This is a genomic window from Klebsiella sp. CN_Kp075, from assembly GCF_040065055.2.
GTDB lineage: Bacteria > Pseudomonadota > Gammaproteobacteria > Enterobacterales > Enterobacteriaceae > Klebsiella > Klebsiella aerogenes.
The window spans coordinates 3880854-3907792 of sequence record NZ_CM198050.1; the positions used below are offsets into that span (position 1 = coordinate 3880854).

Below are 26939 nucleotides of genomic sequence, written 5' to 3' on the forward strand. Positions count from 1 at the left end.
AGCTCCTCAGGAGGCGTAGTGCGCTGGAATAAGGGTTGACCAGTTGGCGGCAAGCCAGGCGTTACAGGCCTCTAATGACTGCGGCGGACACTCCACCGTCCAGCCTGTCGGCAGCGCGCAGTGATGCGGCCACAGGCTAAATTGCCCCTGTGCGTTGCGCAGAATGTAAAACTGCCCTTGGGGATTATCGAAGGGGTTGCTGAATTGCATCTCTCACTCCTCGTTAAGCGCGTGTTGTTGCCCGCGGCGCAAAGACTGCCACAGCTGGATAAGCCCGGACGTCAGCCCGCCGCGCCAGCATAGCGCGTCATGCCCGCCGTCAACCTGGCGCCAGAAAATGGACGGCGTGGTCTGCCGCAGCTGCGCGAAAAGCGCCTGGTTGGCGCGAAAAATAATCGGTTCGCGCACGCCGGCTTCCAGCCAGATACGCAGCCCCTGCGGCCGAAGTTCGCCGCGCTGCAGTTGTTCAAGTATCACCCCCGGCTGGCTACTGCCGCGCTGCGGCCACCAGTACGACCCCGACTGGCTCAGGACGCAGCCAAAACGCTGCGGCCAGTGGAGCGCGGCATACATCGCCGCCAGACCGCCAAAGCTCTGCCCCGCCACCACCGTCCGGTCGGCGCGATCGCTGAATGGCGCCACGGCGTGCACCTGCGGCAGCAGTTCTTCCTGTACCGCCAGCCAGAAATCACGGTTGCAGGGCAGCTCGACGCTGCGGTGTTGATTGTCGATAACGTCGATCAGCACATAGACCGCCGGCGGTAGGCGGCCTTCCCGCGTCAGTCCCGCCAACGGCGCAAAAATCGGCATGCTTTCGGCCCAGAACTGGCCGTCAAGCAGGACCGCCAGCGGGCGTTCCGTCCCACTGCCGGTGGTGTAAATCCACACTCGTCGCTGGTTACCTAATCGCTGGCTGCGCCATTCAATACAGCGCGGCGCAGGCGAAACCGGCGCGCGATAATGCCAACCCGGCTGTTCCGGCGCCTGCGGCAGTTCCAGCGCCGAGACCGCGTGGCCGCGTCCCCCCTTCCAGCTTTGCGGATTGCGGGGATCGGCAATCGCCCGTGGCAGCAGTTTGCGCCAGCCTTCGCGCAGCAGCGCGCGGTCCGGCGCTTCACCGTTAAAAAGCTGCGGGGAAAAATCGTCGTCGCGTTCGGAGGGAATAAAACAGTAGCTGCCGCGCCAGCTGGCGGGGAGCGTGGTTTGCCAGCGCCAGGCATCGGTACCGGGGATGCGCTGCAGGGTTTGCGGCGCCGCGTTGTGGTGATGATCGGTGACGCCGGTAATGTAAATCCACACCCGCCGAATCGGCGACGTGGTTTCGCTGCCTGCCGGATCGCGCCACCAGAAGGTCACCCGATATGCGTCGCCCAGCGCCTCAGTCTGCGGGCCGGCGATCCCCCGCCACCAGTCATCACTTCCCGTTATTTGCATTCCGTCAGTAACCCTATGTTTACCGTGATTTTTATCAACAAAGGTAATATTTATTGATAATATTATTGATAACTATTTGCATTTGCAATAGCGTATTAACGCGCCTATGGGTAGCGCGTCTTCTCATTACATTAAATCAAGGTCAGAGAGGGTCTTTTCTGAGCGTTTGGCTCGGTGGGCTACGGAAAGCGTTCACCTTCTACTGGCTACATTTATGCCGTCTCCCCTCCCGGTGGGAAGGGGCTTCTGGGGAAAGCGGCAAAGAAAAGCGGAACTGACTTACAATGAATAACAGGATTAAGTCCCTGGCCTTAATGGTCAATCTGGGTATCTACGGGGTGGCATTCCCGCTGTGCGCGGCAGAAGAAACCACCGACAGTAAACAAGCCGCCGGTGAAGAAACGATGGTCGTCACCGCCGAGGTGCAAAACCTGCAGGCGCCGGGCGTTTCGACCATTACCGCCGATGAAATTCGCAAACGTCCGCCGGCGCGCGACGTCTCTGAAATCATCCGTACCATGCCGGGCGTCAACCTGACCGGCAACTCCACCAGCGGCCAGCGCGGCAACAATCGCCAGATTGATATTCGCGGTATGGGCCCGGAAAACACCTTAATCCTGATTGACGGTAAGCCCGTGACCAGCCGTAACTCCATTCGTCTCGGCTGGCGCGGCGAGCGCGACACCCGCGGCGATACCAGCTGGGTACCGCCGGAAATGATCGAACGTATTGACGTTATCCGCGGCCCGGCGGCAGCGCGCTACGGCAACGGCGCGGCAGGCGGCGTGGTCAACATCATTACTAAAAAATTCGACAACCAGTGGCATGGTTCGTGGAACGCCTACATGAACATGCCGGAGCATAAAGACGAAGGCGCGACCAAGCGTACCGACTTTAGCCTCAGCGGCCCGCTGGGCGGCGATTTCAGCTTCCGCATGTACGGCAACCTCGATAAAACCCAGGCTGATGCCTGGGATATCAACCAGGGCCATCAGTCTGAACGCACCGGCATTTACGCCGATACCCTGCCCGCCGGGCGTGAAGGCGTCGAAAATAAAAACATCAACGGCGTGGTGCGCTGGGACTTCGCGCCGATGCAGTCGCTGGAGTTTGAAGCCGGCTATAGCCGCCAGGGCAACCTGTATGCCGGTGATACGCAAAACACCAACAGCAACGATCTGGTGAAAGAGAACTACGGTAAAGAGACCAACCGTCTCTATCGCAATACTTACTCCGTGACCTGGAACGGCGGCTGGGATAACGGCGTGACCACCAGCAACTGGGCGCAGTACGAACACACCCGCAACTCGCGTAAAGGCGAAGGTCTGGCGGGCGGCACCGAGGGGATCTTCAGCAGCAACCAGTTTACCGATATCGACCTGTCGGACGTGATGCTGCACAGCGAAGTCAATATTCCGTTCGACCTGTGGGTTAACCAGAACCTGACGCTGGGTACCGAATGGAACCAGCAGCGCATGAAGGACAACGCCTCCAATACTCAGGCTCTGTCTGGCGGCGAAATTCCGGGCTACGACAGCACCGGCCGCAGCCCGTATTCGAAAGCGGAAATCTTCTCCCTGTTCGCCGAGAACAACATGGAAGTGACCGATACCACCATGCTGACGCCGGCGCTGCGTTTCGATCACCACAGTATTGTCGGTAATAACTGGAGCCCGTCGTTGAACCTGTCGCAGGGTCTGGGCGACGACTTTACCCTGAAAATGGGTATCGCCCGCGCCTATAAAGCGCCGAGCCTGTATCAGACCAACCCCAACTATATTCTCTACAGTAAAGGTCAGGGCTGCTACGCCAGTAAAGAAGGCTGCTATCTGCAAGGGAATGACGACTTAAAAGCCGAGACCAGCATCAACAAAGAGATTGGCCTCGAGTTCAAACGCGACGGCTGGCTGGCGGGCGTCACCTGGTTCCGTAACGACTACCGCAACAAGATTGAAGCAGGCTATGCTCCGGTCTATACCAACGGCAAAGGCACCGATCTGTACAAATGGGAAAACGTGCCGAAAGCGGTAGTTGAAGGGCTGGAAGGCACGTTGAACGTGCCGGTCAGCGAGACGGTGAACTGGACCAACAACATCACCTACATGCTGCAGAGTAAGAACAAAGAGACCGGCGATCGCCTGTCGATTATTCCGGAATACACGCTGAACTCGACGCTGAGCTGGCAGGTTTATCAGGACGTTTCTGTGCAATCGACCTTCACCTGGTACGGCAAGCAGGAACCGAAGAAGTACAACTACAAAGGCCAGCCAGTCACCGGCAGCGAGAAGAACGAGGTCAGCCCGTATAGCATTCTCGGCCTGAGCGCGACCTGGGACGTGACCAAAAACGTCAGCCTGACCGGCGGCGTGGATAACGTCTTCGACAAGCGCCACTGGCGCGCGGGGAACGCCCAAACCACCGGCGGCGACAAAGGGAGTATGTACGGCGCTGGCGCTGAAACCTATAACGAATCCGGCCGTACCTGGTATATGAGCGTCAACACCCACTTCTGATGCCCCCCTCAAAGAGCACGGACGCTCCCCTCGCCCCTTCGGGTGGGGGTTAGGAAGAGGGTAAATCTGCTGATTAGTCAGCTCGTTATCCCCCTCACCCCGGCCCTCTCCCTGGGAGGGAGAGGGAGAAAAAGAACCCTCATTCACTTTTAAGCACGTTTGTCAGCAGTCTGACGCCCTCCCCATGGAGGGCGTTGTGCTTCAACCCCGTACTGACTTCTGTACTCGCGCGACAATCGACGCCGCGTCAAAACCGTGATGTTGACGCAGCCAGCCGCGATCGGCGGCCGCCGCATATTCGCCATCCGGGATCCCCAGACGCTGCAAGGCAATCCCTGTCCCCGCTTCCGCCAGCACTTCGGCGACCAGGCTCCCCAACCCGCCGTTGACATTATGCTCTTCGACGGTAATGACTGAACGACATGACCGCAGCGCCGCCAGCAGCGCCGCGGTATCGCAGGGTCGAATCGACGGCACGCTAACCACTTTAGCCTCAATACCAAGGTCGGCAAGCTGCTGCGCCGCCTCCACCACTTCGTGCACCGTCGAGCCGGTCGCCACCAGCGCCACCGCTGCGCCTTCGCGCAGGGTCAGCACCGCGCCGGGCACAAAACGGTACGCTTCGTCATGCAACTCCGGCAGCGCCTTGCCATCCAGACGAATATAAACCGGCCCCTGATACGCCAGGGCGTAGTCGATAATCTGCCGACATTCGCGCGGCGTGGAGGGGGCGAAAATCTGGATATTGCCGAAACCGCGCATTACCGCCAGATCGTCAATGGCATGGTGGGTACTGGCCAATGGGCCATAGCTGGCGCCGGCGTTGAGGCCAAAGAGCTTGACGTTGGTGTTGTTGTAGCAGACATCAACTTTAATCTGCTCGTTGGCGCGAGAGACAAGGAACGGCGCGGCGTTACAGGTCACCGCCACTTTACCGCCGAGCGCCAGACCCGCGGCGGTGCCGACCATGCTCTGCTCGGCGATACCGACGTTAACCAGCCGTCCGGGGAACTGCTTAATAAAGGGAGCGATCTTGGCCGTTGAGGTGGAGTCCGCGACCACCGGCACCAGATCGACGCCCTTTTCCACCGCGGCGATAAACGCCTCGACCATCACGTTCGCCAGGTGTTCTGCATTACTCATCTTTCAGTTCCTCCAGCGCCAGTGCGATTTCCTCGCCTTTCGGCACCCGGTGGTGCCACTCCGGGCGCCCCTGGATAAAGGAGATGCCCGCGCCCTTCGTGGTGTTGGCAATAATGACGTTAGGTTTACCGTTCTGCTGTAGCCCTTCGAGAGTCGCGACCACCGAGGCCATATCGTTGCCCTCGCATTCGCTGACCTCCATGCCGAAGGCGCGCCATTTATCGGCCAGCGGATCGGTATTCATAATTTCGCGGGTTGGCCCGGCCAGCTGAAGATTGTTCTTATCATTAATAATGACCAGGTTATCGAGGCCGTAATGGGCCGCCGCCAGCGCCGCCTCCCAGTTACTGCCTTCCGCCAGTTCGCCGTCGCCGGTGATTAAAAAGATGCGGCGTGAGCTGTTGCTTTTCTTCGCGGCCAGCGCCAGCCCCACCGCAACGGGCAAACCGTGGCCCAGCGCGCCGGTGTTGAGCTCAATGCCCGGCGTTTTCTGCCGCACCGGATGGCCGGGAAGATGCGAGTTCGCATGCTGGTAGGTCTCCAGCCAATCGATCGGGAAGAAACCGGCTTCCGCCAGGACGCAGTAGTAGCAGCCCACCGCATGGCCTTTCGACTGGATATAGATATCGCGCTGCGGGTCGTCCAGGCGATCGGGCGCCGCATTGAGCACACGGAAGTAGAGCGCGGTTAACAGCTCGACCTGCGACAGGTCGGCCCCGGTGTGCCCGCCAGCCGGACTATTGGCGTTTAAGCGGACAATGTGGCGGCGCACGGCGCGCGCTTTGCGCTCAAGCGTCTGGACATCAAATCTGTAGGGATTCATTTAATACCTCTGAATTTATTTTCAATATGGAATATTTATTCCGTCAGGGACTAAAAAAACCAGATATCCCCATGCCGGTGGTTAGCCTTCCACCCCAGCGCCATACTCAGGAACATTCTGCCTCCCGCTCCAGGCGAAGCCCGGATAAACTCGTTGACTCAAAACCGCCTTGAATATATATTCAATGATGATTCTTTATTCGATTATGGCCTGGCTGTTTTGTTTTTGTCCATAGCCGATTTTGATGAGTGGTAAAAATTTGACCATCATCACACTTAAGTGTGATTTTTTTTCGCGTATGATAAAAGTCACTACGATAATGGCTGCAGCTAAACGCCTGAAGAAAGGCGATAAATGATTTTCGAGGATTAATATGGCTAAGCAGGATGAACAACGGCTATTGGTGAAGATTGCCACGCTTTACTATCTGGAAGGACGAAAGCAGTCTGATATCGCCCAACTTCTCTCGCTGTCTCAGTCATTTGTCTCTCGCGCGATTACCCGCTGCCAAAAAGAGGGCGTTGTCAAAATCAGCGTCGTACAGCCATCAAATATCTTCCTCAATCTCGAAAAGGGGCTTGAGGATCGCTACGGGCTTAAACAGGCGGTGGTGGTCGATACCGAAGAAGAGGCCAGCGACCATACCATCAAGCGGGCGATTGGCTCAGCCGCCGCGCACTACCTGGAAACCCGCCTGCGGCCAAAAGATCTGATTGGCGTTTCTTCATGGAGTTCCACCATCCGCGCGATGGTTGATGAGGTTCACGCGCAAAACCTGAAGGCCAGCGGCGTCATCCAACTGCTTGGCGGCGTCGGGCCCAACGGCAACGTGCAGGCGACGATCCTCACCCAGACGCTGGCCCAGCGTCTTAATTGCGATGCCTGGCTGCTGCCGTCGCAGAGCATCGAAGGTTCCATGGAAGAGCGCAACCGCCTGCTGGCCAGCAAAGATGTCGCCGACGTGGTTTCACGCTTTGACGAGGTCGATATCGCCATTGTCGGCATTGGCATTCTCGAACCTTCCCAGTTGCTGAAAACGTCGGGCAACTATTATCACGAAGATATGCTGCAGGTGCTGGCGGCGCGGGGCGCGGTTGGCGATATCTGCCTGCACTACTACGACAAATACGGCCAGCCGGTGTTACGCGAAGATGAAGATCCGGTGATCGGCATGGCGCTGGAGAAAGTCAAAAAATGTCCGAACGTGGTCGCGCTGGCCGGCGGCACCGACAAAGTCGCGGCAATAAAAGGCGCGCTTACCGGCGGCTATATCGATGTTTTAATCACCGATTACCCCACCGCCAGACTGCTGGTTAGCGACTAATCCTCCGCAGTTTTATGCCTCGTCAATCCCTGAGGCTGTTTTTTCAGCAACAGGGATTGCAAAATAACCCATTATAATTCAACAAATTAAACCACTCACTTCCCCACCGTCGTGTCATATTCCCAATCTGCGAAATGTGATTGCCAGCACAATTGATGATTTTTCAGGTAGCCCATCACCGGGTTTGTGGCTTAAGGTATCAAATAAATAATCACTATCGAATATATATTCAGTGATTAAAAAAACGATAACGATATGTCACATCATGGCCTGCATAGACGCATGCAATGGCCGGAGACCATCTCTGTTTCCGCCGTTCCAGGACAATGTGTGACCGAGGAGAGCATCATATGCAGGCGACAGCCAAAGAGTTCATCATTGCGCTGGATGAAGGCACCACCAACGCGAAAGCCGTGGTGCTGGACGGCAAAGGCAAGGTCAGCGTCAAGTTCTCGCAGCCGCTGGCGATCCAAACCCCGCGCGAAGGTTGGGTGGAACAATCCGGCGAGGCGCTGATGGCGGCCTCGATTGCGGTGATCGCCAAAGCGGTGGCGCACGTCGGCGCGGAAAACGTCGCGGCGCTGGCTATCAGTAATCAACGAGAAACCGCTATCGGCTGGTATCGCGCCAGCGGCGAACCGATTAACGCCGCCATCACATGGCAATGTACCCGCAGCGCCGCTTTCTGCGACACGCTGCGTCGCGATCGTCAGGAGCAGCGCATTAAGCACGCCACCGGCCTGCCGATTGCACCGCTGTTTTCCGCCTCCAAAATGCGCTGGCTGCTGGATGCCACTCCCGATGGTTATCAGCTTGCCGCGCGCGGCGAGATTTGCCTCGGCACTATCGACAGCTGGCTGCTGTGGAATTTAACCGGCGGACAATCTTTCTTCTGCGATTACTCCAACGCTGCCCGCACCCAATTGCTGAATCTGCACCGCGGCGAGTGGGATGAGGAGATGCTGACGCTGTTTGGTATTCCGCGCGCGGCGCTGCCGGAGATTAAACCGTCGAGCGGGCTGTTCGGCTACACCAAAGGGCTGGCGGCGATCCCCGACGGTATCCCGGTGATGGCGATGATTGGCGACTCCCACGCCGCGCTATTCGGCCACGCCCTTGGCGAAGCTGGCTGTGTGAAAGCCACCTACGGTACCGGCTCCTCGGTGATGGCGCCGGTCCAATCGGCCCAGTGCGATATTGCCGCCCTGGCGACCACCGTCGCCTGGCACGATGGCGACCAGCTGGTGTGGGGACTGGAAGGCAACATCCCCCATACCGGCGATGCGGTAGCATGGATGGCGGACAGCACCGGACTGAGCGAACTCTCCGCAGCCGACCTGGCCCATGAGCTGAATACCCTGCCCGCCTCCGTCGATTCGACTTTAGGGGTCTACTTCGTACCGGCGCTGACCGGGCTCGGCGCCCCCTGGTGGGACGACAGCGCCCGCGGGGTAATCTGCGGCCTTAGCCGCGGGGTCAAGCGCGCGCACCTGATCCGCGCGGCGCTGGAATCCATTACCTATCAAATCGCCGACGTGGTGGCGGCGATGCGCCAGCACGCTGAATTCACCCTGACGGCATTAATGGTCGACGGCGGTCCAACCAACAACGACTGGCTGATGCAATACCAGGCCGACCTGCTCGGCTGCCCGGTGATGCGCAGCGATATCCCGGAACTGTCCGCCATCGGCGCGGCGCTGCTGGCGCGAAAAGCCCTCACTCCGGGTGAAACCGCCGACCTGCAAGCCTTCTTAACCGAACACAGCGCTTTTCAACCCGACATGGCCCGCCACCAGCGCCTACAGCAGCGCTGGCAGGAGTGGCGCCATGCGGTAAACAGAACATTATGGAAACCGGATTCGCCGGCCTGATGCCCATCGGCGTCAGATTGGGCGACGAACCTTATTAACCCACTACAGGAGAACCCCGGCCCATAACGATGTATCGCAACCCCCGAATTTATTCTGGGGAAATTTCAGACCGTAAACCCTGCCCGCTCAGGGATCATTTGTTCGAATATAAAAATACAGGAACAGAGTCATGAAATTACGTTTAACTCTTTTAACCGCTGCGACCCTGACCGCCTTTTCCTTTGCCGCGCATAGCGCCGAAAAAGGCACCATTATGATAATGGTTAACTCGCTGGATAACCCTTATTACGCCTCGGAAGCCAAAGGCGCCAGCGAAAAAGCGCAAGCCCTCGGCTATAAAACGACCGTGCTTTCGCATGGCGAAGATGTCAAAAAGCAAAATGAGCTGATTGATACCGCCATTGGTAAAAAGGTGCAGGGAATTATTCTCGATAATGCCGACTCCACCGCCAGCGTCGCCGCCATTGAAAAAGCCAAAAAAGCGGGTATTCCGGTGGTCTTAATTAACCGTGAAATTCCGGTTGATGATGTCGCGCTGGAACAAATTACCCACAATAACTTCCAGGCCGGTTCAGAAGTCGCCAACGTATTTGTTGAGAAAATGGCGGAAAAAGGCAAATACGCCGAACTGACCTGCAACCTCGCCGATAATAACTGCGTCACCCGTTCTAAATCCTTCCACCAGGTGATTGACCAGTACCCGGATATGGTCAGCGTGGCAAAACAGGATGCCAAAGGCACCCTGATCGACGGCAAACGCATTATGGATAGCATTCTGCAGGCTCACCCGGATGTCAAAGGGGTGATCTGCGGTAACGGCCCGGTGGCTCTTGGCGCCATCGCGGCGCTGAAAGCGGCCAATCGTAACGATGTGATTGTCGTCGGCATCGACGGTAGCAACGACGAACGCGATGCGGTGAAGGCAGGCACGCTACAGGCGACCGTGATGCTCCAGGCGCAGGCCATCGCCGCCCAGGGCGTTACCGATCTCGATAACTACCTGCAAAAAGGCGAAAAGCCGGCGAAGCAGCGCGTGATGTTCCGCGGCATTCTGATTACCCAGGATAACGCAGATAAAGTTCAGGACTTCAATATCAAGTCCTGAGTTCGGGTGGTTGCGCCCCTGCGGGGGCGCAGAGGAGAGCATTATGTATAAGAAAACCTGTCTGGCGCTGGCCGTTCTGGCGCTTGGCGGCTGCCGCATCGTCTCGCAGCAGGAGCTGGCAGACCTGAAATCCCCGCCCAATCCGCATATGGCGAACATCGATAAAACCTGGCAGCAGAGCATCGTGCCGCAGGTGGTCGCCAACGCCCGCCCGGCGGCGGAGTTGATGAGCGCGCTGAAGGCGCAAAAAGATATCGATAGCGCCTGCAAAGCGCTGGGCTACCGCGCCCAGGACGAAAACCCGTGCATCTTTTACGTCAAGGTGGCGGGCGCCGTCAGCAAGCTGGATAGCGCCTCGCGCAGCGGCAAGATGACCCTTGCCGATGGCAGCATCGGTAATGTAGTGGTGCAGATTGGCCCTACTCTGCGCGGCACCCTGCTGCGCGACGGTTACCGCGGCGCCAGCTACCAGGACTTTAACGACCAGGTGCTGTTTGGCGAATACAGCAAAAATATTAATAGTCAGGCGGTCAAAATGATTCAGGCGGCCAACCTGAAAACCGGCGACAACGTAGAAGTGTATGGCGTCTTCTCAGCCTGGGATATTCCACAAACTATTCCGGAAATCACCCCGGCGAAAATCGTTCATCCGGGGGGACAATAATATGACGCCGCAAGATATCGTCGCTCCCCAACCAGTCGAATCTGAAGTGATTATCGAAACCCGCGGCCTTTCGCGCATTTATCCCGGCGTGACCGCGCTGGATAACGTGAATTACCGGGTCTATCGAAATAAGGTTAACGTTCTGATCGGAGAAAATGGTGCGGGTAAATCCACCATGATGAAAATGCTTGCCGGCGTGGAAACGCCCTCCTCCGGTCAAATTATTCTCGATGGCGAAGCGGTGACTTTAAACTCTACCCACCAGGCAGAGAAATTAGGCATCAGCATTATTTTCCAGGAACTGAATTTATTCCCCAATATGAATGTGATGGACAACATATTCATGGCTAATGAATTCTTTCAGAAAGGACGCATCAACGAAAAATATCAATATGCGTTAGCCAAATCGCTACTGGAGCGGCTGGAGCTCGACGTCGATCCCTACACGCAGCTGGGCGAACTGGGGATTGGCCATCAACAGCTGGTTGAAATCGCCCGCGCGCTATCGAAAGACACCCGCGTGCTGATTATGGATGAACCCACCTCGGCGCTGAGCCAGTCAGAAGTCAAAGTGCTGTTTAAGGTTATCGAGCAGCTTAAGCGCCGCGGCGTCACCATTATCTACATTTCGCATCGCCTCGAAGAGCTGATGGAGATTGGCGACAACATCACCATTTTCCGCGACGGCCGCTTTATCAGCGAGCGTAACGTCAGCGACGCCAGCGTGCCGTGGATCATCGAGCAGATGGTCGGCGACAAGAAAAAGCACTTTGATTATCAGCCCGCGCCAAAAGGCAACGCGGTGCTTGAGGTCAAGGGGCTGACCGCGCTGCATCCGAGCGGCGGCTACAAACTCAATGATGTCACCTTCACCCTCAGCAGGGGCGAAGTGATCGGTATTTACGGCCTGCTGGGCGCCGGGCGCACCGAGCTGTTTAAAGGGCTGGTCGGCCTGATGCCCTGCCAGAGCGGCGAGGTACATCTTAACGGCGAAAGCATCGGTAAATCTCGCTTTCAACATCGCCTGAAAAAGGGGCTGGCGCTGGTGCCGGAAGACCGCCAGGGCGAAGGCGTGGTGCAGATGATGTCGATTCAATCCAACATGACGCTCTCTGATTTTAGCCTGCAGGGTTTCCGCCGCGCCTGGCGGTGGCTGAATCCGCAGAAAGAAGAGTCCTGCGTAAAAGAGATGATTCAGCAACTGGCGATCAAAGTAAGCGACGCCAATTTACCCATCACCTCGCTGAGCGGCGGCAACCAACAAAAAGTGGTGCTGGGTAAGGCGCTGATGACCCAGCCGCAGGTGGTGTTCCTTGATGAACCGACGCGCGGCATCGACGTCGGCGCGAAAACCGACGTCTATCACCTGATCGGCAAAATGGCCCAGCAGGGGCTGGCGGTCATGTTCTCCTCTTCGGAGCTGGATGAAGTGATGGCGCTGGCCGACCGCATCCTGGTGATGGCCGATGGCCGCATTACCGCCGATTTACCGCGCCATGCGGTGACCCGCGAAAAGTTAATCGCGGCTTCAACACCTCAAGATTAATCAGGCTGGAATCCATCATGAACCAGAAATATATGATTTATATGTACCTGCTGAAGGCCAGAACCTTCATCGCCCTGCTGCTGGTGATCGCATTCTTCAGCGTGATGGTACCGAACTTCCTGACCGCCTCTAACCTGCTGATCATGACCCAGCACGTGGCGATTACCGGCCTGTTGGCCATCGGTATGACGCTGGTGATCCTCACCGGCGGCATTGACCTGTCCGTCGGCGCGGTGGCAGGTATCTGCGGGATGGTCGCGGGCGCGCTGCTGACCAACGGGCTACCGCTATGGAACGGCGATATCATCTTCTTTAACGTCCCGGAGGTCATCCTTTGCGTCGCGGTCTTCGGCGTGCTGGTAGGGCTGGTTAACGGCGCGGTGATTACCCGCTTCGGCGTCGCGCCGTTCATCTGCACCTTAGGGATGATGTACGTCGCCCGCGGCTCGGCCCTGCTGTTTAACAACGGCAGCACCTACCCGAACCTCAACGGCATGGAAGCGCTGGGCAATACCGGTTTCGCCACGCTGGGCTCCGGTACGCTGCTTGGCGTTTATCTGCCGATCTGGTTGATGATCGGCTTCCTGGTACTGGGCTACTGGCTGACGACCAAAACGCCGCTTGGTCGCTACATCTACGCTATCGGCGGCAACGAATCCGCCGCTCGCCTCGCCGGCGTACCGATCGTCAAAGCCAAAATTTTCGTCTACGCCTTCTCCGGCCTGTGCGCCGCCTTCGTCGGCTTGATCGTCGCCTCTCAGCTACAAACCGCCCACCCGATGACCGGCAACATGTTTGAGATGGACGCCATCGGCGCCACCGTGCTCGGCGGAACCGCGCTGGCAGGAGGCCGCGGTCGGGTGACCGGCTCGATTATCGGCGCCTTCGTGATCGTCTTCCTCGCCGACGGCATGGTGATGATGGGAGTTAGCGACTTCTGGCAGATGGTCATTAAGGGCCTGGTGATCGTCACCGCCGTTGTCGTCGACCAGTTCCAGCAGAAGCTGCAGAACAAAGTCATTCTGATGCGCCGCCACGAAGAGAAGCTGGCCGCGATCCCGCCGAACGGCGCCACCTCCAGCTAATCGCAACCGTATTCACGTATTCCGCCGGGCCCGGCGCCCGGCTTATCGAAAGGGAAAAAATATGCAACGAGATTTCCATAATAAAACGGTAGTTATCACCGGCGCTTGCCGCGGCATCGGCGCAGGTATTGCGGAGCGCTTTGCCCGCGACGGCGCTAATCTGGTGATGGTCTCCAACGCCGAGCGCGTTCACGAGACCGCCGAAACCCTGCGTCAGCGCTATCAGGCGGATATTTTATCGCTGCAGGTCGATGTGACCGACGAAGCGCAGGTACAGTCGCTGTATGAGCAGGCCGCCGCGCGCTTCGGCGCCATTGACGTCTCCATTCAGAACGCCGGGGTGATCACCATCGATTACTACGATCGGATGCCAAAGGCCGATTTTGAAAAAGTGCTCGCGGTTAACACCACCGGCGTGTGGCTGTGCTGCCGCGAGGCCGCTAAATATATGGTGAAACAGAACCACGGCAGCCTGATTAATACCTCTTCCGGCCAGGGGCGTCAGGGCTTTATCTACACGCCGCACTACGCCGCCAGCAAAATGGGCGTGATCGGTATTACCCAAAGCCTGGCGCACGAACTGGCGCCGTGGAACATCACCGTCAACGCCTTCTGCCCCGGCATCATTGAGAGTGAAATGTGGGATTACAACGATCGCGTGTGGGGAGAAATTCTCAGCACCGAGCAGAAGCGCTACGGCAAGGGCGAACTGATGGCGGAATGGGTCGAAGGGATCCCGATGAAGCGTGCCGGTAAGCCGGAAGACGTGGCCGGGCTGGTGGCCTTCCTCGCCTCCGACGACGCACGCTACCTCACCGGGCAGACCATTAATATCGATGGCGGTTTAATTATGTCGTAATCCCCCGAGGTTAGCGGGCCCTATCGCCCGAATAAGGCATCCCGCATTGGCGCCACCACTCCGGGACGGCCCCCGGTGGCGCTTTGCTTACCGGGGCTACGTAATACCGCCGAAGGGTAGCCCGGATAAGGCGCTACGCTCCGCCATCCGGGAAACCGGGACCCTGACGTTCGACACTATACTGAAGAGAGTAATCACTATGATCGGCAAAGACTTTGCACAACAGCTGTTTAACCTGCAGGAGCGCGTCGCTTTCGTGACCGGCGCCGGCAGCGGCATCGGCCAAACCATCGCCTGCGCGCTCGCCAGCGCCGGCGCGCGGGTGGTCTGTTTTGATCTTCGCGACGACGGCGGCCTGGCGGAAACGGTCGGCCATATTGAATCCATCGGCGGCCAGGCCTGTTCTTATACCGGCGATGTCCGCCAGCTTGCCGACCTGCGCGCCGCCGTTGCGCTGGCCAAAAGCCGCTTTGGCCGCCTCGATATCGCCGTTAACGCCGCCGGTATCGCCAACGCCAATCCGGCCCTGGAGATGGAAAGCGAGCAGTGGCAGCGGGTTATCGACATCAACCTCACCGGCGTATGGAACTCCTGCAAAGCAGAAGCGGAATTGATGCTCGAGTCTGGCGGCGGGTCGATTATTAATATCGCCTCGATGTCGGGGATTATCGTTAACCGTGGCCTCGATCAGGCGCATTACAACTGTTCGAAAGCCGGCGTTATCCACCTGTCGAAAAGCCTGGCCATGGAGTGGGTTGATAAAGGGATCCGCGTCAACGCCATCAGCCCCGGCTATACCGCCACGCCGATGAATACCCGCCCGGAGATGGTGCATCAGACCCGCGAGTTTGAAAGCCAGACCCCGATGCAGCGCATGGCGAAGGTTGAAGAGATGGCCGGCCCGGCGCTATTCCTCGCCAGCGACGCCGCCTCATTCTGCACCGGCGTCGATCTGGTGGTCGATGGCGGGTTTATCTGCTGGTAAAACCGGTCTTGCCCCGGCTAACGATGCCTAAGCCGGGGCTATTTCATTCCACTCTTGCACGTCTACGCAGAGCACATGACGGATCATGAAGATGGCTCATGCCGTATTGAAATTAACTCTCTTTCACTCACTCAATGACTCTGGCAAAAATAGTCTTCAGCAACTGCAGACAATATGAATGCTACTGAATAATAAATCCAGATAAATCGCAAGGTCATTCTGGGAATGTGAAATACCTGCATTTTTATATCAGAACCCAGGGTGGAAAGAGACGATGACAGACTTTACCTTTACGATTAAACGCAGTCGTTTTGATGAACACTATAACCCGGCGAAAAATACGCGTATTACCACCAATTTTGCCAACCTGGCGCGGGGCGAAAACCGTCAGCAGAACCTGCGCAACACGCTGACGATGATTGATAATCGCTTTAATAACCTGGTGCAGTGGGATAATCCGCACGGCGACCGTTATTCCGTCGAACTCGATATTATCTCAGTCGAGATGAATATTACCGCTAACGGCCAGAATGCGGCATTCCCGGTGATTGAGATTCTGCAAACCAATATTATCGATAAAGCCACCAATACGCGTAGCGAAGGCATTGTAGGAAATAACTTTTCCTCTTATGTGCGCGATTATGATTTTAGCGTATTACTGCCGGAATATAATAAAGACAAGGCAACCTTCAGCGTGCCGGAAGATTATGGCGTTCTGCATGGCAATATCTTCAAGCACTTCACGCACTCTGCCGAATACCATGAATGTTTTAAAAAATCGCCGGTCATCTGCCTGAGCGTATCCAATAAGCATACTTACCGCCGGACCGGTAATCAGCACCCTATTCTCGGCGTCGAATACCAGCAGGATGGCGTGGCCCTCACCGAAGCCTATTTCAATAAGATGGGCCTGCAGGTGCGTTACTTTATGCCGGCCAATAGCGTAGCGCCGCTGGCCTTCTTCTGCGCGGGGGATCTGCTTAGCGATTACAGCAACCTTGAGCTTGCTAGTACCATTAGCACCATGGAAACGTTCCAGAAGATTTATCGCCCGGAAATTTACAACGCCAACTCCGCGGCCGGGCAGTGCTATCAGCCGAACCTGAATAATCAGGATCATTCGTTTACCCGGATTGTCTATGACCGCGAAGAGCGCAGCCGCCTGGCGATTGAACAGGGCAAATTTACCGAACAACAGTTTATTAAGCCGTACCAGCATATTCTTGAGCAATGGTCAGCTCATTACGCTCTCTAAATCATAAAAAATAAAGGTCACCTGTATGAAAACATTGCTCCCGACATCCACCGCAGGCAGTTTACCGAAACCGACCTGGCTGGCGCAGCCCGAAACGCTGTGGTCGCCGTGGAAATTACAGAATGAAGAGTTAGTATTGGGCAAACGCGATGCGCTGCGTTTATCGCTCGACGATCAGCTGCGCGCAGGCATTGATATCGTCAGCGATGGCGAGCAGACGCGTCAGCACTTTGTCACCACCTTTATTGAACATCTCAGCGGCGTCGATTTTGAGAAACGGCAAACGGTGAGAATTCGCAACCGCTATGACGCCAGCGTGCCGACCGTCGTCAGCGCCGTCGAGCGCCAGCAGCCGGTGTTTGTCGAAGATGCGAAATATCTGCGTCAACTCACCAACAAACCGATTAAATGGGCCCTGCCGGGGCCAATGACCATGATCGATACGCTGTATGACGATCACTATAAAAGCCGTGAAAAGCTGGCATGGGAATTTGCCAAAATTCTCAACCAGGAAGCCCGGGAATTAGAAGCCGCCGGGGTAGATATTATTCAGTTTGATGAACCCGCCTTTAACGTCTTCTTTGATGAAGTCAATGAATGGGGGATCGCCGCGCTGGAAAAAGCCGTTGAAGGGCTGAAATGCGAAACCGCCGTACATATCTGCTATGGCTACGGCATTAAGGCCAATACCGACTGGAAAAAAACGCTCGGCTCCGAATGGCGCCAGTATGAAGAGGCGTTCCCGAAACTGCAGACCTCTTCTATCGATATTATTTCGCTGGAGTGCCACAACTCCCGCGTACCGATGGACCTGCTGGAGCTCATCCGCGGTAAGAAAGTGATGGTCGGAGCAATCGATGTGGCGACCAACGCCATTGAGACGCCAGAAGAGGTGGCCAGCACGCTGCGTAAAGCCCTGCAGTTCGTCGACGCCGACAAGCTCTATCCATCAACCAACTGCGGCATGGCGCCGTTATCGCGTCAGGTCGCCAGCGGTAAGCTGCATGCGCTAAGCGCCGGGGCGGAAATCATTCGCCGGGAGCTGGCGGCGAAATAGTATTCACCGATTTCTACTCTCTGATACTAAAATAGTAGCCGGGTCTACCCGGTTGCTGTTATTTATCCCCACAAGGTTATCATCTCTGTCTTAACTCCTGATGATAATAATCTAACTTACTGTACTTCGGATTAGCCCGATAGTAGATCACGGGCACCTCTTTTCCCACATAAACCTTATCGAGATCCACCGAATTAATAGTCATAAACTGATTGGCCTTGCTATAAATTTTACCTCCGACACTAAAGCTATACGTTAATACAATACTCACCTCGCCACGATCGTTCGGTGTTTTAGGATAATAAGAGACGATACTAGCGCGAGTCGCTACGGGATCCCTTTTAATCAGCCAGTAGAAGAAAAAACCTCGGGCAAAGCAGAAGACAACCGCAGCCATCAAGGCATAGAAGGGCCCACGAATGATGATCCCTGAATATTTTTCCATTATATTTCTCATGTAATGATTGTTAATAGTGCGGTCTGCAAAGACAATAAATTATACTCCAGCCTATTACCATTGATCTCAAAATGCGCCCCGCCGCCGCGAAACTTAAACACCACGGGATTAGTTTCGTATTTTAATCCTTTGACGCTAATTTCTGTTAGGGCCAGCGCGGTATCATTAAGTTTGACCGACATCGCCGCCGCTTTATATTCAAAATAATCCGGGCACTGGAGGTCAATTTTCTTTTCTCCTCGCAATATCATGGTATCAGGGGTCGATATCTCGATATCACCGGTAGTCACTTTTTGGGCCCAACCTCCAGCTACGGTTGTTGTTAATCCGCCGATGATGGTATTTTTACGCCCGCCGCTACGGACTATTAATTCATCGCCGTCGTGGATTTCAACGTGCCGTCCTCCCGCGGAAACCTTCAGCCACATGCTGCCATCTTCCAGGGTCAGGTACCGATCGCCGATGTTTATTGTCGTGCAGGCAGTACCATTAATGGTGGTCGTCACATCACCGTTAATCTGTGAAAAATCGCCACCGTCGGTGATGGCCAGTTTTCTCCCCTTCGCGATTGTCTTGGTTTCACCCTGGTTAAAAATGGATTCTTCTGCTTTTTCAACCCTGGTGGTACGCCTGGACAGATAAGTAAAAACGGCGTCATCCATCACTTCATGGGTCTGCGTTTTGCCTATTTTTGTGAGATAGTGGCCATCAATAGCCGCAGTTTTATCGTTCTCTACTGAAATATTCATATCTCTTTCAGCGTGTAAATCAACCGATTCGCTGCCCGCCCGATCTTCGAAGAAAAGATAGCTCGCATTATCTTTATGCCCATCTTTGCTACGGGTCATAAACCCCATCCGCGTGGCCTCGTTCGGTAGCGCCCACGGCGGTAAACTAGATTCGTTATAAACGCGCCCGATAATTATTGGGCGGTCGGGATCGCCGTTAATAAAGTCAACGATCACTTCATCATTGACCCTCGGGATCTGTATCCCGCCAAACCCCTGTCCTGCCCAGACGCTCGATACGCGTACCCAACAGGAACTGCTATCGTCGTTATTTCCTTCTCGATCCCAGTGGAATTTCATTTTGACGCGCCCATATTTATCGGTCCAGATACTCTCAGCCCGAGGGCCCACCACTCTTGCTGTCTGCGGACCATAGGTACGCGGCCAGGGTGTCGCCAGTGGCGGACGGAAGACGGTAGACGACGGGATCACGACAAAATCAATGCGCTGAATGGCCTGATTATCAGCACCACTGGCGTAACGATTTTCCTCGAATTCATAATGCGCCTGGATGGTAAGATATTCGCCATTGTCGCCAAAGAACGGCGCGTTGCTTAATTGAAATCGCGCGCCAGGCACAATGCCCGGCGCCGTCGAGGTAGCGTTAATTTTATGCTGTTCCACCTGCCAGCGCTGTTGACGAAGACGGGCGTAGTTTGCCCCCTGTTCATGCTCCACAAAGCGACCAGGCCTGTCATAAACATCAATTTTTCCCGGCCGTGGGGAGAGCGGATTTTGTCGCGCCTGCAGCAACCAGGCATTCGGTTTACGAAAATCATAATCATCAAGGCTATATAGCCCCGGAGTGACGTTATCCTGCATCGCCCAGCGTGAGATGCCCTCGGCCGGCGTACTTCCACGCAATGATGTGTACTGGTAGGGAATGTCTTCATAACCAGTAATCGAATGATAACTTTCAGCGGCATCAACCAGAACCAGCGTATGCTTATCACGATCGTGGCGAAAATAATAAGCAATACCTTCGTGCTCCATTAAGCGGCTGATAAAATCAAAACTACTTTCCTGATATTGAACACAGTAATCCCAGACACGATATTGTTCCAGCAGCGCATCTTCAACATTTACCTGGTGTTCAGCCAATAGCATGACCACAATCTGCGGAACTGTTTTTTCCTGAAAGATGCGCGAATTACGATCGCGCTGCATCGGCCATAAATCTGATTCAAGCGTCAGCGAATAAGCCGCATATCGTTTCCCTGACAGCTCTATCGCCCCCACGCCAATCCCAGTGACTTTGCCATTAAAATATCGCGGTTCTAACGCGTTTTTTACTGGAACAGCAACCGTAACCGACTCTCCCAGCAAGGTGCTACGATCGATACGCGCATCCGTCGCCAGCAACACGGCTTCAAAAGAAAATGGCGTTGAAATTGCTGCATCTCCAGACAATTTCCAGAAAGAAAGTCCGTCAATCGGAAGCTCAACAGATATACGGTTAAATATCGTTGTCGCCCCTGGAAGCAATCCTGGAGGACTCATTATTTCATTCCATTATTTGCAAATAATGATATTTAAGCGTAGATATCCCCCCATGACTATATGACAACCAGTAATAACACAAATAAAACATTTTAATTAAGCACAAATAGTACATTAAATAGCTATTTAATAATTAAAGCTGTAAATTGACAATGTATTAGATTGCAAGAAAAGGGCGTCATTTATTACATGACGCCCTGGTAAAAGCGGGTTTACATTCCAGGGAAGGTGACGCTATTCCCCGGCGCTTCCCTGTGTAGATGAATAAAGTTCAGGTGCCGCTCGTACTGGTCGAGAATATCGGTGATCACCTGCTCTTTGCTGTAATCCATCAGGTCGTTACCCTGGCTTCCTTCCAGCAGGAAAGTCTCAAGACGGTAGTAGGTCGATTTGCCGCTGCGCGCCCGGTAGGTAAAACCGGGAATCGAGTACTGCTGCGGCCAAATCTGGTAGACGAAGTTCTGTTCGTCGCCCATATGCACCAGCAGATCGAGGTGACCAAGGTTATCCCCCTCTTCCGGCGGCAGGCTTTTCAGCTCAACGTAAGCGCCGCGCAGCTTCAGCTCCTGCGCCACCTCTTCCATCGCCGGGAAGCATACCGTCTCCATCATCTGGCGGGTATAGCGCGTGCCGGGATAGTTCATCAGGCGTGACAGGCGCTTTTTCCAGCTCAGACGATCCTGCACGCCAAGCGGGCGCGGCGCGGTATCACGATTGGCGCTTTCACGGCGATAATCCTCCACCTTCAATGACTTATATAACCCCGCCATCACGAAGAAAATCACAAAGCTGAACGGTAGCCCCATGATCACCGTCGCGTTCTGTAGGGCGGAGATGCCGTTAGTCATCAGCATACCGAGGGTCAACAGGCCAATCACCACCGACCAGAAGATGCGCAGCCAGTTCGGCGCATCGCTATTAATATCCTTCAGCTTCGAAGTGAAGTTGCCGAGCACCAGCGCGCCGGAGTCCGCTGAGGTGACATAAAACAGCAGGCCGGTAATGGTGGCGACCGAGGCGCTAAAGGTAAACGCCGGATACTGCGCCAGCAGGTTATAGAAACCGCGCTCCGGGTGAGCGATGGCTTCGGCGGCAAAATCTGCATTGCCGTGAATAATTTCATACAGCGCGCTATTGCCGAATACCGACAGCCACAGCAGGGTGAAAGTGAACGGAATAATCAGCGTACCTACCACAAACTGGCGAATGGTGCGCCCGCGCGAAATACGCGCCAGGAACAAGCCGACAAACGGCGACCATGCCACCCACCAGGCCCAGAAGAATAACGTCCAGTTATTCATCCATTCCACCGGGCGGTCGAAGGCGAAGCTGTTCAGCGTCATTCCCATAAAGCGATTGACGTAATCCCCGACGTTCAACACCAGCGCATTGAGCAGGAACTCGGTATCGCCCATAAACAGAATGAATAAGATCAGCCCCAGCGCCAGTACCACGTTGAGCTCGGAAAGGATACGAATGCCCTTATCCACGCCGGAGGTCACCGAAATGGTGGCGATAATCACCGACAATACAATCAGCGCCGCCTTTGCCCCCAATGAATCAGGAATATGGAACAGCACGCTCAGGCCATAATTGAGCTGCACCACGCCGATACCGAGGGTGGTGGCGATACCGAAAATCGTACCGATCACCGCGGCGATATCGACGCTGTGGCCGATGGGGCCATTAATCTTTTTCCCGAAGATAGGATAGAGCGCGGAGCGGATGGTAAGCGGCAAATTATAACGATAGCTAAAGTATCCCAGCGCCATTCCCATCAGGGCGTACATCGACCAGCCGGTGAGCCCGTAGTGGAATAGCGTCCACACCATCGCCTGGCGGGCGGCTTCCATGGTCTGCCCCGCCCCTTCCGGCGGCTGCATATACTGCGTGACCGGTTCGGCGACCGAGAAGAACATCAGGTCGATGCCGATCCCGGCGGCAAACAGCATCGCCGCCCAGCTCAGCACGCTAAACTCCGGCTTCGAGTGCTCCGGCCCCAGTTTCACCGAGCCAAAGCGGGAACAGGCAATACAGACGACGAACACGATATACAGCGTGGCGGCGAGTAAATAATACCAGCCGAAGGTTTTAGAAACCCAGTTCAGGGTACGGCCAATCCAGGCCGCGGAAAAATCGCTGAAGAAGATAGTCATCAGGGAAAACAACAAAATCAGTCCTGCGGAAGTGTAAAAAACCACCGGATTGATTTTGTCCTTTTCTCTGCTCGGCGAAAGGTCTGTCATCCATTCTCCTTACATTTATTGCAACTATTAAAAAGCAAATCGGTAACAATTAAGACACATTTTATATTGAACGTCCAATCAAAAACCGCTTTAATAGATAAACAAATCTGATGAATGGAGTCCGGGAAATGCCAAAACTGGGGATGCAATCGATACGTCAGCGACAGCTGATTGACGCTACGCTGGCGGCGATTAATGAGGTCGGCATGCATGACGCCACCATCGCGCAGATCGCCCGCCGGGCGGGCGTATCGACGGGCATCATCAGCCACTATTTCAAGGACAAAAACGGCCTGCTGGAGGCGACGATGCGCGACATCACCGGCCAGCTACGTCATGCGGTGTTACAGCGGCTGCGGGCGCTACCCGGCGCCAGCGCTGAACGGCGTCTGCGGGCCATCGTCGCCGGCAATTTCGACGACAGCCAGATAAGCGGCGCGGCGATGAAGGCCTGGCTTGCCTTCTGGGCCAGCAGTATGCACCAGCCGATGCTCTACCGCCTGCAGCAGGTCAGCAGTAAGCGTTTGTTATCGAATATCGTCTATGAGTTTCAGCGCCAGCTGCCGCGCGAGCAGGCGCAGGAAGCGGGCTATGGCCTGGCGGCGCTGATCGATGGCCTGTGGCTGCGTGCGGCGTTAAGCGGTAAACCGCTCGACAAAGCCCGCGCTGAGGCGCTCGCGGACCATTTCATCAGGCAGTATCTGCCACCGACTTCGCAATAATGGAGGAAACCATGTCCCGAATGGCCGAACAGCAGCTTTATATTCACGGCAAGTTTGTCGCCGCCACCAGCGGTAAAACTTTCGAGACCATCAACCCTGCCACTGGGGAAGTGCTGGCAACCGTCCAGGCCGCCGGGCGTGAAGACGTCGACCGTGCGGTAAAAAGCGCCCAACAGGGGCAAAAAGTCTGGGCGGCGATGAGCGCGATGGCGCGCTCGCGGATCCTGCGTAAAGCGGTTGATATTCTGCGCGAACGTAACGATGAGCTGGCGCGTCTGGAGACGCTTGATACCGGCAAACCGCTGAGCGAAACCGCCGCCGTCGATATCGTGACCGGCGCCGATGTACTGGAGTACTACGCCGGATTGATCCCGGCGCTGGAAGGCAGCCAGATCCCGCTGCGCGACAGTTCTTTTGTCTACACCCGCCGTGAACCGCTTGGCGTGGTCGCCGGTATCGGCGCCTGGAACTACCCGATCCAGATAGCGCTGTGGAAATCGGCCCCGGCGCTGGCCGCCGGTAACGCGATGATCTTTAAACCAAGCGAAGTCACTCCGCTCACCGCGCTGAAGCTGGCGGAAATCTACCGCGAAGCGGGTCTGCCGGATGGGGTCTTCAACGTCCTGCCGGGGATCGGCGCCGAAACCGGCCAGTACCTGACCGAGCATCCGGACATCGCCAAAATCTCCTTCACCGGCGGTGTCGCCAGCGGCAAAAAAGTCATGGCCAACTCCGCCGCCTCTTCTTTAAAAGAGGTGACCATGGAGCTGGGCGGTAAATCACCGCTGATTATCGCGGAAGATGCCAACCTCGACCTCGCCGCCGATATCGCCATGATGGCCAATTTCTACAGCTCCGGTCAGGTCTGCACCAACGGCACCCGCGTGTTTGTGCCCGCGAAATTTAAAGCCGAATTTGAGCACAAGATCCTGGAGCGCGTGGGCCGTATCCGCGCCGGAGACCTGTTTGCTGACGATACCAACTTCGGCCCGCTGGTCAGCTTCCCGCATCGCCAGAATGTCCTGCGCTATATCGAGAGCGGCAAAAGCGAAGGCGCTCGCCTGCTGTGCGGCGGCGATGTGCTCAAAGGCGAAGGCTTCGATAATGGCGCATGGGTCGCTCCGACGGTCTTCACCGACTGTACCGACGACATGACTATCGTGCGCGAAGAGATCTTCGGACCGGTGATGTCGATTCTCAGCTATGACGACGAAGCGGAAGTGATTCGCCGCGCCAACGCCACCGAGTACGGCCTTGCCGCTGGCGTCGTCACGCCGGATCTGAACCGCGCTCACCGCATCATCCACCAGCTGGAAGCGGGCATTTGCTGGATCAACAGCTGGGGCGAATCGCCGGCGGAAATGCCGGTCGGCGGCTATAAGCACTCCGGCATTGGCCGAGAAAACGGCGTGATGACGCTACAGAGCTATACCCAAGTGAAATCCATCCAGGTTGAGATGGGTCAGTTTCAATCCATATTTTAACCAGGAGGTCATTTTTGCAGTTTGACTACATCATTATTGGCGCCGGCTCCGCCGGCAACGTCCTCGCGACGCGTTTAACGGAAGATCCCAACACCACCGTCCTGCTGCTGGAAGCGGGCGGTCCGGATTACCGCTTTGATTTCCGCACCCAGATGCCCGCCGCGCTGGCTTTCCCGCTGCAGGGCAAACGCTACAACTGGGCCTATGAGACCGAACCGGAACCCTATATGAACCACCGCCGCATGGAGTGCGGACGCGGTAAAGGTCTCGGCGGCTCCTCGCTGATTAACGGCATGTGTTATATCCGCGGCAACGCCATGGACCTTGATAACTGGGCCGCCGCGCCGGGGCTGGAACACTGGAGCTACCTCGACTGCCTGCCCTATTACCGAAAAGCGGAAACCCGCGATATCGGCCCTAACGACTATCACGGCGGCGACGGCCCGGTGAGCGTCGCTACGCCGAAACAGAATAATAATCCGCTGTTCCATGCGATGGTGGAAGCCGGCGTGCAGGCAGGCTATCCGCGCACTGACGATCTCAACGGTTATCAGCAGGAAGGGTTTGGCCCGATGGATCGCACCGTGACGCCGCAGGGGCGTCGCGCCAGCACCGCCCGCGGCTATCTCGATCAGGCCCGCAGCCGCGCAAACCTGACCATCCGCACCCACGCCATGACCGATCACATTATTTTTGACGGCAAACGCGCGGTCGGCGTCGAGTGGCTGGAAGGCGATAGCAGCGCGCCGTCAAAAGCGACAGCCAATAAGGAAGTGCTGCTGTGCGCCGGCGCCATCGCCTCGCCGCAAATTCTGCAGCGTTCCGGCGTCGGCGACCCGGAGCTACTGCGCCAGTTTGATATTCCGCTGGTCCACGCCCTGCCCGGCGTGGGTGAAAATCTGCAGGATCATCTTGAGATGTATCTGCAGTACGAGTGCAAAGAGCCAGTGTCGCTGTATCCGGCGCTACAGTGGTGGAACCAGCCGAAAATCGGCGCGGAATGGCTGTTCGGCGGCACCGGGATCGGCGCCAGCAATCAATTCGAAGCAGGCGGATTTATCCGCAGCCGCGAGGAGTTCGCCTGGCCGAATATTCAGTACCACTTCCTGCCGGTGGCGATTAATTACAATGGCTCCAATGCCGTTAAAGAGCATGGTTTCCAGTGCCACGTTGGCTCGATGCGTTCACCAAGCCGCGGCCATGTGCGCCTGAAATCGCGCGACCCGCATGCCCATCCGGCAATCCTGTTTAACTATATGTCGAGCGAACAGGACTGGCAGGAGTTCCGCGACGCCATCCGTATTACCCGCGAAATCATGAACCAGCCGGCGCTGGATAAGTATCGCGGGCGCGAAATCAGCCCTGGCGTTGAGTGCCAGAGCGATGCGGAGTTAGATGAGTTTGTGCGTAATCACGCCGAAACCGCGTTCCACCCGTGCGGCACCTGTAAGATGGGGTACGACGACATGGCGGTGGTCGACGGAGAAGGCCGCGTCCACGGTCTGGAAGGGTTACGGGTGGTCGATGCGTCGATTATGCCGCAGATTATTACCGGCAACCTGAACGCCACCACGATCATGATTGGCGAGAAGATGGCCGATGCCATTCGCGGGCGTCAGCCGTTACCGCGCAGCACCGCGGCCTACTATGTCGCCGGCGACGCGCCGGTTCGCCGCTAAACGAGCAGGTCCCCGGATTGCGCTACGCTCATCCGGGCTACCAAATCGCACAGCGCTGTAGCCCCGGTAAGCGACAGCGCCACCGGGGATTTTGAAGCCGCCAGCACCGGTGTCAGCAATATGCCACCCGGCCTTCCCGGATTGCGCTACGCTCATCCGGGCTACCAAATCGCACAGCGCTGTAGCCCCGGTAAGCGACTGCGCCACCGGAGTTTTTGAAGCCGCCCGCACCGGTGTCAGCGATATGCCACCCGGCCTTCCCGGATTGCGCTACGCTCATCCGGGCTACCAAATCGCACAACTCTGTAGCCCCGGTAAGCGACAGCGCCACCGGGGATTTTGAAGCCGCCTGCGCCGGTGTCAGCGATATGCCACCCGGCCTTCCCGGATTGCGCTACG

Annotated in this window: 21 protein-coding genes; 14 read left to right on the forward strand and 7 right to left on the reverse strand. The window is 56.3% G+C overall.

What is annotated here, in order from left to right:
• Positions 1 to 6 precede the first annotated feature (6 nt).
• Positions 7 to 210 (reverse strand): MbtH family protein, encoded by a 204-nt coding sequence (locus ABLV78_RS18630; RefSeq protein WP_045392859.1) that lies wholly within the window; start codon positions 208 to 210, stop codon positions 7 to 9.
• A 3-nt stretch (positions 211 to 213) separates the two neighbouring features.
• Complete coding sequence (gene fes / locus ABLV78_RS18635; protein WP_047049376.1) at positions 214 to 1434, reverse strand: enterochelin esterase; 1221 nt, start codon at positions 1432 to 1434, stop codon at positions 214 to 216.
• Between the two features lie 284 nt (positions 1435 to 1718).
• Here fes and fepA point away from each other — a divergent pair, with 284 nt between their 5' ends.
• Complete coding sequence (gene fepA / locus ABLV78_RS18640) at positions 1719 to 3947, forward strand: siderophore enterobactin receptor FepA (protein ID WP_047049378.1); 2229 nt, start codon at positions 1719 to 1721, stop codon at positions 3945 to 3947.
• Between the two features lie 201 nt (positions 3948 to 4148).
• On the opposite strand, the gene ABLV78_RS18645 is transcribed toward fepA, so the two are convergent.
• Together ABLV78_RS18645 and ABLV78_RS18650 are read right to left on the reverse strand one after the other, a co-directional pair.
• The gene (locus ABLV78_RS18645; RefSeq protein WP_047049380.1) at positions 4149 to 5090 is read right to left on the reverse strand and encodes a transketolase family protein; all 942 of its coding nucleotides are present in this window, start codon (positions 5088 to 5090) and stop codon (positions 4149 to 4151) included.
• Entirely contained in the window at positions 5083 to 5913 is an 831-nt protein-coding gene (locus tag ABLV78_RS18650) for a transketolase (protein WP_047049382.1), read from the reverse strand. The genes ABLV78_RS18645 and ABLV78_RS18650 overlap by 8 nt, the downstream gene beginning before the upstream one ends.
• A gap of 373 nt (positions 5914 to 6286) precedes the next feature.
• On the opposite strand from ABLV78_RS18650, the gene ABLV78_RS18655 reads away from it, so the two are divergent.
• The 10 genes from ABLV78_RS18655 to ABLV78_RS18700 all read left to right on the forward strand — a co-directional run bounded on the left by ABLV78_RS18655 (position 6287) and on the right by ABLV78_RS18700 (position 17664).
• Positions 6287 to 7237: a sugar-binding transcriptional regulator gene (locus tag ABLV78_RS18655; RefSeq protein WP_015367784.1), complete on the forward strand. Its 951-nt coding sequence runs from the start codon at positions 6287 to 6289 to the stop codon at positions 7235 to 7237.
• A 350-nt stretch (positions 7238 to 7587) separates the two neighbouring features.
• Complete coding sequence (locus ABLV78_RS18660) at positions 7588 to 9108, forward strand: FGGY family carbohydrate kinase (RefSeq protein WP_047049384.1); 1521 nt, start codon at positions 7588 to 7590, stop codon at positions 9106 to 9108.
• A gap of 169 nt (positions 9109 to 9277) precedes the next feature.
• Entirely contained in the window at positions 9278 to 10213 is a 936-nt protein-coding gene (locus ABLV78_RS18665) for a D-ribose ABC transporter substrate-binding protein (RefSeq protein WP_015367786.1), read from the forward strand.
• Positions 10214 to 10256: 43 nt separating this feature from the next.
• A complete protein-coding gene (locus ABLV78_RS18670; RefSeq protein WP_047049385.1) occupies positions 10257 to 10877 on the forward strand; it encodes a DUF2291 family protein in 621 nt (206 codons plus the stop codon).
• A gap of 1 nt (position 10878) precedes the next feature.
• The gene (locus ABLV78_RS18675; RefSeq protein ID WP_047049387.1) at positions 10879 to 12423 is read left to right on the forward strand and encodes a sugar ABC transporter ATP-binding protein; all 1545 of its coding nucleotides are present in this window, start codon (positions 10879 to 10881) and stop codon (positions 12421 to 12423) included.
• A 17-nt stretch (positions 12424 to 12440) separates the two neighbouring features.
• Positions 12441 to 13508 (forward strand): ABC transporter permease, encoded by a 1068-nt coding sequence (locus tag ABLV78_RS18680; protein WP_015367789.1) that lies wholly within the window; start codon positions 12441 to 12443, stop codon positions 13506 to 13508.
• A gap of 61 nt (positions 13509 to 13569) precedes the next feature.
• On the forward strand, positions 13570 to 14367 hold the full coding sequence (locus ABLV78_RS18685; protein ID WP_020079384.1) for an SDR family oxidoreductase: 798 nt from the start codon (positions 13570 to 13572) through the stop codon (positions 14365 to 14367).
• Between the two features lie 199 nt (positions 14368 to 14566).
• Positions 14567 to 15352, forward strand: a complete 786-nt coding sequence (locus tag ABLV78_RS18690) for an SDR family oxidoreductase (protein WP_047049390.1) — start codon at positions 14567 to 14569, stop codon at positions 15350 to 15352.
• 274 nt (positions 15353 to 15626) lie between these two features.
• Positions 15627 to 16607 carry a DUF1852 domain-containing protein gene (locus ABLV78_RS18695; RefSeq protein WP_047049391.1) on the forward strand — a complete coding sequence of 327 codons (981 nt, stop codon included), beginning with the start codon at positions 15627 to 15629 and terminating at the stop codon, positions 16605 to 16607.
• 25 nt (positions 16608 to 16632) lie between these two features.
• Positions 16633 to 17664: a methionine synthase gene (locus ABLV78_RS18700; protein WP_047049395.1), complete on the forward strand. Its 1032-nt coding sequence runs from the start codon at positions 16633 to 16635 to the stop codon at positions 17662 to 17664.
• Positions 17665 to 17743: 79 nt separating this feature from the next.
• Here the strand turns inward: ABLV78_RS18700 and ABLV78_RS18705 are convergent, their stop codons facing one another.
• The 3 genes from ABLV78_RS18705 to betT all read right to left on the reverse strand — a co-directional run bounded on the left by ABLV78_RS18705 (position 17744) and on the right by betT (position 22655).
• Positions 17744 to 18109, reverse strand: a complete 366-nt coding sequence (locus tag ABLV78_RS18705) for a hypothetical protein (protein WP_047049397.1) — start codon at positions 18107 to 18109, stop codon at positions 17744 to 17746.
• A gap of 8 nt (positions 18110 to 18117) precedes the next feature.
• Positions 18118 to 20409: a type VI secretion system Vgr family protein gene (locus ABLV78_RS18710; protein WP_348865305.1), complete on the reverse strand. Its 2292-nt coding sequence runs from the start codon at positions 20407 to 20409 to the stop codon at positions 18118 to 18120.
• Between the two features lie 212 nt (positions 20410 to 20621).
• On the reverse strand, positions 20622 to 22655 hold the full coding sequence (betT, locus tag ABLV78_RS18715) for a choline BCCT transporter BetT (RefSeq protein ID WP_015704693.1): 2034 nt from the start codon (positions 22653 to 22655) through the stop codon (positions 20622 to 20624).
• Positions 22656 to 22783: 128 nt separating this feature from the next.
• Here betT and betI point away from each other — a divergent pair, with 128 nt between their 5' ends.
• The 3 genes from betI to betA are packed head-to-tail and all read left to right on the forward strand — an operon-like array spanning position 22784 to position 26540.
• Positions 22784 to 23377 (forward strand): transcriptional regulator BetI, encoded by a 594-nt coding sequence (gene betI / locus ABLV78_RS18720; protein ID WP_045392822.1) that lies wholly within the window; start codon positions 22784 to 22786, stop codon positions 23375 to 23377.
• Positions 23378 to 23388: 11 nt separating this feature from the next.
• Complete coding sequence (gene betB / locus ABLV78_RS18725; protein ID WP_042893339.1) at positions 23389 to 24861, forward strand: betaine-aldehyde dehydrogenase; 1473 nt, start codon at positions 23389 to 23391, stop codon at positions 24859 to 24861.
• A gap of 14 nt (positions 24862 to 24875) precedes the next feature.
• Positions 24876 to 26540, forward strand: a complete 1665-nt coding sequence (betA, locus tag ABLV78_RS18730; RefSeq protein ID WP_047049399.1) for a choline dehydrogenase — start codon at positions 24876 to 24878, stop codon at positions 26538 to 26540.
• Positions 26541 to 26939: the final 399 nt, after the last annotated feature.